4 protein-coding genes and 1 pseudogene are annotated in these 8,543 nt (G+C 35.8%); 1 reads left to right on the top strand and 4 read right to left on the bottom strand.

Annotated features, from left to right (window positions below):
- Nucleotides 1-446: 446 nt before the first annotated feature.
- Nucleotides 447-1,670, top strand: a complete 1,224-nt coding sequence (locus H624_RS0101400) for an iron-containing alcohol dehydrogenase (protein WP_026865984.1) — start codon at nucleotides 447-449, stop codon at nucleotides 1,668-1,670.
- A gap of 104 nt (nucleotides 1,671-1,774) precedes the next feature.
- Here the strand turns inward: H624_RS0101400 and H624_RS0101395 are convergent, their stop codons facing one another.
- The 4 genes and pseudogenes from H624_RS0101395 to H624_RS0101380 form a co-directional block, all read right to left on the bottom strand.
- Nucleotides 1,775-3,580 (bottom strand): M3 family oligoendopeptidase, encoded by a 1,806-nt coding sequence (locus tag H624_RS0101395; protein ID WP_026865983.1) that lies wholly within the window; start codon nucleotides 3,578-3,580, stop codon nucleotides 1,775-1,777.
- Nucleotides 3,581-3,806: 226 nt separating this feature from the next.
- A pseudogene (locus H624_RS11445) lies at nucleotides 3,807-4,357 on the bottom strand (cysteine hydrolase family protein).
- Nucleotides 4,358-4,571: 214 nt separating this feature from the next.
- Nucleotides 4,572-6,701, bottom strand: a complete 2,130-nt coding sequence (locus tag H624_RS0101385) for a bifunctional glycosyltransferase/CDP-glycerol:glycerophosphate glycerophosphotransferase (protein ID WP_026865982.1) — start codon at nucleotides 6,699-6,701, stop codon at nucleotides 4,572-4,574.
- Complete coding sequence (locus H624_RS0101380) at nucleotides 6,694-8,295, bottom strand: glycosyltransferase (RefSeq protein ID WP_026865981.1); 1,602 nt, start codon at nucleotides 8,293-8,295, stop codon at nucleotides 6,694-6,696. Before H624_RS0101380 ends, H624_RS0101385 begins: the two co-directional genes overlap by 8 nt.
- Between the last annotated feature and the right edge of the window lie 248 nt (nucleotides 8,296-8,543).

The following is an 8,543-nucleotide window of genomic DNA, read 5'->3' as shown; positions in this document are numbered from 1 at the left end:
GAAGAGTCGCTGAGAACTTCTTTGGTTCTAACTAAGGCTACTGGGATAAAGATCTTACAGTAGAAAAATTATTTGAAAATGAAGAAGCTATTCTAAATCAAGATGGATATAAGAGTTTAGAAAATACTGTTGATGTATCGAAATGAATGACTGAATATAACACGGGCTGGTAGTATATATACGAAGATACCAAGGTTTGAAAATTACATTTAAAGTCGTTAGACTACATTAATTTAGAAGGATTATTCTGAAAACTCAAAGTGACATTCAATCAAATTGTTAAACGTCCGCATCGAAAAATGATAAGCCGAGAGTTACCATAAGTGATATGTGTTTCACTATCTACAAGTCATAAAAATTCACAACACAAAAGACACTGGTGACCAGAGTTAATTTTTATCCAACAAAAGCTGACCACGGGTAAATAAACTGAGAAAGGTGATAATATGAACTTCGAATTATTTAAATGTCTTGCAAGAGGTTATCAGAAAATCATGAAACAGGCCGCGAAAGTGCTGGACTGGTCACCCCCTCTCCTCCTCCTCCGTGGTGAGGGAATACTTGATATATTGCCAGATACACTATCTGCCAGAAATTATAAAAAAGTCTTGATTGTGACCGACAAAGGCATACGGGATCTTGGCCTGATGGACAATCTTCTGTATGGTCTCGAGGTAAAGAATATCGAATACATTATTTACGACGGGACGATGGCAAATCCGACAGATCAGAACGTCAGGGAAGCCGCTGCCGAGTACAATAAAAATAGATGTACCGCGATTATCGGTTTTGGTGGGGGTTCTGCACTCGACTGTGCCAAAGGTGCTGCGGTCGTTGTAGGTACAGGCAATGCTGACCTGCATAAATATCACGGTCTTCTGAAAGTACGTAAAAAGCTGCCACCGGTGATTGCTGTGCCGACGACATCTGGTACCGGAAGTGAGGGCACGATAGCAACAGTTATAACTGATAGTAAGCGCCATATGAAATATGCGATATCCGATACGGTGCTGTTGCCGGAAATTGCAGTACTTGATGCGGAACTTACATCCAATTTACCGAAGACGATTACTGCGCACACGGGTATGGATGCGCTCAGTCATGCAGTTGAAGCCTACATCAATCTGAGCAATACAAAAGATACAAGGAAAATGGCAGAAGTTGCGGTTAAACTAATCTATGACAATTTGCCGTCAGCCTTCCACGAAAATGGTGATAGAATTGCACGTGAAAATATGCAGTATGCTGCTTACATTGCGGGACGCGCATTTACGAGAGCTTATGTCGGCAATATCCACGCATTGTCACATCAGATCGGTGCAAAATATCCAGTAACACATGGTGAATCGAATGCAATTATCATGCCTTACGTATTAAAGGAATACGGAGATACCGTACATGAGAATCTGGCCAAACTGGCTGATTGTGCAGGTGTGACTGCCCCGGGTGATACTGACAAGGTAAAAACAGAGAAGTTCATCGACAGTATTCTGGAGATGAATAAAAATCTCGGCATCGGTAATCAAATCCCTGATATCAAAGAGTCTGATATCGATGAAATGGCCGGCTACGCATTTGATGAAGCGAATCCGAATTATCCCGTACCAGTGATTTTCAGTAAAGAGAAATTTAAAGAGATGTATATGAAAGTGAAGTCTGGAGAAATGTAATAAAAGCGTACTAGAGCCTTAGCTCTAGTACGCTTTTATTTAACTTGAGTACTTTCTTTTGCTTGTAACTCGTATTTGTTTAATTGCTAATGTGTCCCTATACATTAAACATATGATTCTGTTAGATCTAAAAACTCTTCAATATCTTTATGCACTGAATCCAGTGCTTGTTGCCAGAAGTCTGGTTTTCTTAGGTCAACATTTAAGTGTTTTTCAGCAAGATCTTCTGTAGTCATGCTTGCAGTATCACGAAGCAGTGCAATATAGTCATCTTCACTCAACGTTTCGTCTTCTAAGAAGCGGTTGTATATACCTAAGCTAAAGAAGTATCCAAATGTGTACGGGAAGTTATAGAATGGGACACCTGTAATATGAAAATGTAACTTTGTTGCCCAGAACATTGGATGGTATGAAGAAAGTTCATCTTGAAAGGCTTCTTTTTGTGCTTCTTTCATCAGTTCTTTCAGTCTGTTACTATCTACAGTTCCTTTTTGGCGTTCATCATAGAAATTGCGTTCAAAGATATAGCGTGCATGGATATTCATCATAAAAGTCGCACTTCTAGCAATTTTTTCATCTAGTAAGTTGATTTTTTCTGCATTTGACGTTGAATTTTCAATAGTTGCGTTTGAAACGACAAGTTCTGCAAATGTAGAAGCTGTTTCTGCAACGTTCATTGCGTAACGTTGGTTGAATAATGGTAAATCACGTAAGACATAGCTATGGAATGCGTGTCCGAGTTCATGTGCGAGTGTTGACACATTGCTAGTGCTACCGGCAAACGTCATAAAAATACGCGACTGTTTAGATTCAGGAAGGTTTGAACAGTATCCACCAGGGCGTTTTCCTGGACGATCTTCCGCTTCAATCCACTGCTCTTCAAAAGCTCGACGTGCCATCTCTGACATTTTTGGACTAAATGATTCAAAGTTATCGATAATAAATTCTGCCGCTTCATTGTACGTATACTGCTTGTTTTTATAATCACCCACATCAACACTTGCTGAAACATCAAGCCATCCTAATTGATCAACACCGATGAGTTGCGCCTTTCGCTCAAAGTACTTTTTGAAAGGTGCTTTATTTTTTGTAATAGTATCCCACATCATATCAAGTGTTTCTTCTTCCATACGGTTGTAGTCTAGTGGTACTTTCATATAATCTTTATAATCGTGAAGTTCATAGTCGTTTAAACGGAATCCTGATAAATGATTGAGTGTTGTAGAGAATAAATCAGCTTTCTCTTCCCATGTGTTTTCCCACGTTTTTAAAAGTTTTTCACGAACTTTTGGATTCTCTTCTGACTTCATCTTGTTTTCAAATTGACCGGCTGAATAATAAACAGTTTCGTTATCTTCAGTTACTGGAATTTGAATAGAAGCGACGAGTTGATTGTACATATTCCCCCAGCCCTGTAAGCCGTCTAATGATAAGTGATTGATGATTGTTTCTTCTTCTGTGGATAGTAAATCTTTTTCTTTTTGTCGTTTTTCTTCTAACGGGAAATGCATCGGTTTAAAGAAATCATCCTCTAACAGCTTTGTAAATTGGTCTTCAGTCAGGGCACTGATCTTTTTATTTAATATAATGTTCTGTGATGAGAGATCTTTAACTAAGTTACGAACTGCATTTAAATTCTGCATTGCTTTTTGATCGGTAACATCAGCAGATACTAAACCATTCGAAAAGCTACCCATTTCACTAAGCGCGTTTGAAATTTTTTCGTAGTGTTGTAAGATCTCCTTCAGTGACGTAAAGTCGTTAGAATGTTCGTCTAGCTCCCAATTATCGAGTTCTTGAGAAAAAGCTGTAATACTATCTCTTACTTCTGATAATCGTTTTTGGAAAGCTTCAGACGTACTTCCACCAGGAAATACACTCTCCATATCCCACTTTTGTTTATAGTTCATAAATTTTCTCCCCTTCTAAATTAAAACTATCGTTTCTTTTATCATACAGGAAATCGATGTAGAGAAACATCAATCACTTCAATAATGAAAAAGACTACCTAACTTGCTTGAGCAAGGAAGGTAGTCATCTATTTATTTTTATGAATTATTCTTCATCTTCTGTGTAACCTTCTTCTTGTATCAGCTTTGCTGATTTATCCCTGAGAGTTTTAAATATTAGTACTGTTTATTGTTGTTGAATAAAATCTTCTGTTGTATAAATATCAACATTTAAAAAGTCTAGTGCGCTGATGAATGCATAGTGTGCATCCTCTGCTTTAATAACATGACCCTGATAAGTTAACTCACGTGAAGCACATGCATCTTCAACGACTGATACTTTATAACCTAAGTCCGCTACAGTTCTAGCAGTCGCATCAATACACATGTGTGTCATCATACCAACAATCACAACATGATCTATATTTTGAGCTTGCAACTTATCGTGTAGTTCTGTATTAACGAAACTGTTAGGAAATTGTTTTACAATAAGCGTTTCATTATCTTGAGGCTGTATAACTTCTCTAATTTCTGCACCTTCGGTATCAGGAGCGAAGAAACCCATTGATTCATCAGGTGCAATATGTTGAACATGGTAAATATTTTCACTACGATTTTCTCTAAACCATGTTAATATTTTTTGGCATTCTCTGCTGCATTTTCAGGATTACTTAATGGATATTTACCACCCGGGAAATAATCATTTTGAATGTCGACAATAATTAAAGCTGTGTTCATGTTTATCCATCCTTTACTGAATTTAATGTTCAATATTTAGATTAATTGGAAAGATAATATGGTACTAACTAATGTTCAAGTGTGAATTATTGTAGTTGGTATAGTGTAATTCATTTTGATATAAAAAGACTTCCACAACAGCCTTGTTATGGAAGTCTTTAATTATATTAGGCCAACATACCGCCATCGATCTATTATTCGGGTCAGAGTTCAATCATTTTTCAAACACTGCATCAACCACTTTTTCTGAGGCTCTTCCATCATCCCAGCTACAGAATCGTTCATAAAATTCGTTGTAGCGATCCTCGTATTTCTTACTTACTGCATCAATGTTTTGGATTGCATCCATCACCTTATCATTGTCCATGAGCAATGGACCCGGAAGCTCGGTCTCCATATCGATGTAGAAACCACGTAGCTGTCCTTGATATTTTTCAATATCGTAAGTAAAGAATAAGATTGGACGTCTAAGATTCGCATAATCAAAGAATACAGATGAATAGTCAGTGATGAGAATATCAGACATCAAGTATAGTTCGCTCACGTCACTGTAACTAGAAACATCGTATGCAAAGTCTTCTAAGCCTGTTAAATCCATGTTGGAGGCAACAAGATAATGCATTCTGAGTAGAATGATGTACTCATCTCCAAATTGTTCTTTCATTCTGTGAAGGTCAAGTTTCAGATTGAATTTGTATTTCCCAACTTTGAAGTATTCATCATCACGCCACGTTGGTGCGTACAGAATAATTTTCTTATTAGTTGGTATATGGTTTATTCGTTTCAATCTATTGATCGTATCTTCATCATTATGGTTCGTTAAAATATCATTTCTTGGATAGCCAGTTTTCAGCATGGTGTTATTGAACCAAAACGATCTTCTGAAGATATCAGCAGAATACTGATTAGGCGCAATTAAATAGTCCCATTTATTAGTTTCACGGTTAAAGTTTTTCTTATATCGTACGGCATTAGTACCTGGCATGTGGACATTATCCATATCACCAGCCAGTCTTTTAAGCGGCGTACCATGCCAAGTTTGCAGATATGATTGTTCTGGTCTTTTAATATATTTGTTTGGCATTCTTACATTACTCACGATATATTTGGCTCTAGCAATATAGTAATAATATTTGAGTGTGTTTCGTTTAACAGTCTTAGGATTACCAGGTATCTTGTTCGAGTTATTCATCACCCATACATAATTATAGTTACTCTTGTTTTTAAGCATGTATTCATAAATATATTTGGGACTATCGGAGTAAGATTTCCCTTGGAAACTTTCGAAAACAACGAGCTTATCCCTGGGCTTCATATAATTGAATATACGTTTATAAATTAATTCTTTCCTGCCTTTTCTTGAGGTAATACCATTTTTGATATCTCTAAGAAAATGGTTGAAATTACTAAGTTTTCGGAAGCGACGTTTGTTGTTAGATTTTATAACTTTCACATCATTTTTGAGTATGAAATCCTTGTTTTTCAGTCGATCTGGATCAATTTTATTTATACTTTCTACTAGACCAGAAAAGTAGTAATCGATTGTGGTATCATCTCTGAATTCAGTCACCAAACGTTTTCTATAGAAGTTAAGGAGTTTGTCATCTAGATATTTTCGTCCTTCTTCACTCATATTATCTGATCTCAGCTGATTATAGACGCCAAAGAGATCAGGTGTGAGTTGTTCGAGAGAAGACTGTCTAAGTGTCGGGTTGTTAATTGGGTCATTCCCTCTTCTTCTGAAATAGATTGCTTCCTCGGCGTAAGGGACTATATCAATTTCTTCCATCAATGGAACCATAAAAGTGAGGTCTGAATAAGTTTTAAATTGTTCAGAAAATCTTAGATTCATATTATCGATAAAATTCTTTGAAATCAGATAGTTGATTGCAGATTCTGATCTAAGCAGGTTGTATCTTCTAGTTGAATACATTTTTATTTTATTTGTACCGGGTAGTATAATGACGGAACTTGTGCTGAAATCCGTCGTTTTCATTCTTCCACGAATCATCGGGAATTCTCCGATGCTGTCATGTAGTAGTTGCAACATGTTCTCGGCAATATAATCGTCGCTATCTAGGAAATACAGGTAGGCACCTTTTGCTTGTTCAATTCCGATATTTCGCGTGGCACCGACATAAATATCTGCAGGCGTATTAATAAATCGATACCTGTCATCATTTAAGTACTCATCATTAACGATACTTTTTAATGTCTCTATATCTGAGTGTAAGACGAGCGCCTCGAAATTTGTGTATTCCTGGTTTCTTAGTGACTCTAAAGCTGTATTAATATATTTTTCATTATTTTCTGCTGGAGTGATAACAGAAATTAGGTTATTCATTGTGATTGTTCCTTTCTAATACTTCAAGTAACGTGTCTGTTAGAGAAAACCATAGTTTCTGGTAGATTTCCTTGCTAAATTTTGTTTGAATTGTATTTTTTGCTTCATTACCCATATCTCTTGTTTTTTCAGGGTTCTTTAACATGTGTATCATTTTTTCTGATAAAGCATCTATATCACTTTTGTCTATGAGGAATCCATTTACACCATCTTCAATCATATCAGATGGTCCATATCTTATATTATAACTCACAACTGGCGAGCTATTTGCCATGCTTTCCATGACTGCAAGAGAGAAACCTTCGGCATTGGAGGTTAGGACTGACAAACCACCGCTTTGGTATATTTTTTCAGGATGCTCAGTATAACCTTTAATCAATACATTATCACTGAGATCGAGTGATTTTATCAAGTCTGCATATTCATCTTTTTGATCCCCAGATCCCCAGATTTCTAATTTAGCTTCTGGAACTTCTGTGACCACTTTTTTAAATGCTTGGATGGTATGGTCTATATTTTTAATGCTTGCAAATCTTGATACAATTACGACTTTAGACAAATCTCTTTTAATTTGAGTACTGTCTTGTTTCTCATTAATAAAAATGGATTTTAACCCTTTTGGCTTAGGTGCTTTCGCTTCATAATAATTTGGAATGACATGAACTTTATTCTCAAGTCCAAAACGGTTAACGATATCATGCTTCTGTTTGTCTGTCAGCACAATCAATGCATCGACATTCTTTATATTTTCTATTGCATAGCCATTTCGTTTATTTAACTCAGAATCAGGATTATCTGGATTTTTAAGGTGATTACTGTGCATGCGGAGTGATCTTACTGTGTTTGGATGCTTTAGTTTAACAAGTAATTCATCCGTGCTACGTGTATCTGAGATTGCCATTATTCTTTCATTTGATTCGTTCAATACACTTTTTAGCCAGTGAATTTTATGAGGTATGGTATCTCCAGTTGTCTCACTGATTATATTATTATTTGAGCCTAAATGGATGACCCGGCTGATCTTTCCAGTTGAAGGATCTTTCCAAAAATTCAAGAATGCTTTTCCTGTTTTATCGAAAAACAATTGTTGTCTTACCTTGTTTTCTTCAAAGCTGAAATACTGCACCCTAGTCATATGACCATAGTAGTTGTAATTTTCTCGTTTCACTCTATAGCGATTTTCATTAAAGTAGTCAATGAAATCTAGAGTATCGTCCTTACGTAGAGCGATATATTTTTCATATAGACCATTATTATAAAGTCTATAGGCATTATGATTTTTTCTCTGAGATATGGCATAGTGTTTTTCGTAATCAGATAATTTCACTTTAACTTTACGCATATTGATTTTATCTTTATTTCCGTATAGTGCCTTTTCTTCAAACATATTACGTATGACGACATTATTACTTACTTTGCCCATCTCTTTGAGTTTTTTACAGATGATAGGAAAGCGCGGTTCATAGTTGAAAGTTAGTATCTGGGTATCATAACCAGCATCTGCAAAGGTACTCGCTTGTCTTAAAGATGCATGCGTGAGGCCACCTCTATTAATATCTATGGAGTTTAGCAGAATTATAATCCTAGGTTTCATAAAATCATCCTTATCTGATTCTCGTTCATTAATATACTATATTACTCTGATTATATTATAATCGTAAAATTTAAATGTGTATTTGGGTAAAAATGAGCGCTTCAAACTTACTTATTATTAAAATATGCTTGATAAATGTTAACACATTATACAATGTTTAATACCCTAAAAAGGAAAAGAGCAAGCAATTTCTTAATCAATTAATGATTAGAAACTACTTGCTCTTAAAAATTTTAGAAATATAGCTT

Origin of the sequence: Jeotgalicoccus marinus DSM 19772 (genome assembly GCF_000425825.1) — a bacterium.
Classification (GTDB): domain Bacteria; phylum Bacillota; class Bacilli; order Staphylococcales; family Salinicoccaceae; genus Jeotgalicoccus; species Jeotgalicoccus marinus.
The sequence above is the reverse complement of the archived record's forward strand: the minus strand, read 5'-3'. Positions and strand labels throughout refer to the sequence as shown.

Bases quoted from the DNA above. Each gene is read 5' to 3' on its own strand.
- H624_RS0101400 (WP_026865984.1), top strand. From the start codon at position 447: ATGAACTTCGAATTATTTAAATGTCTTGCAAGAGGTTATCAGAAAATC.
- H624_RS0101395 (WP_026865983.1), bottom strand. From the start codon at position 3,580: ATGAACTATAAACAAAAGTGGGATATGGAGAGTGTATTTCCTGGTGGA.
- H624_RS0101385 (WP_026865982.1), bottom strand. From the start codon at position 6,701: ATGAATAACCTAATTTCTGTTATCACTCCAGCAGAAAATAATGAAAAA.
- H624_RS0101380 (WP_026865981.1), bottom strand. From the start codon at position 8,295: ATGAAACCTAGGATTATAATTCTGCTAAACTCCATAGATATTAATAGA.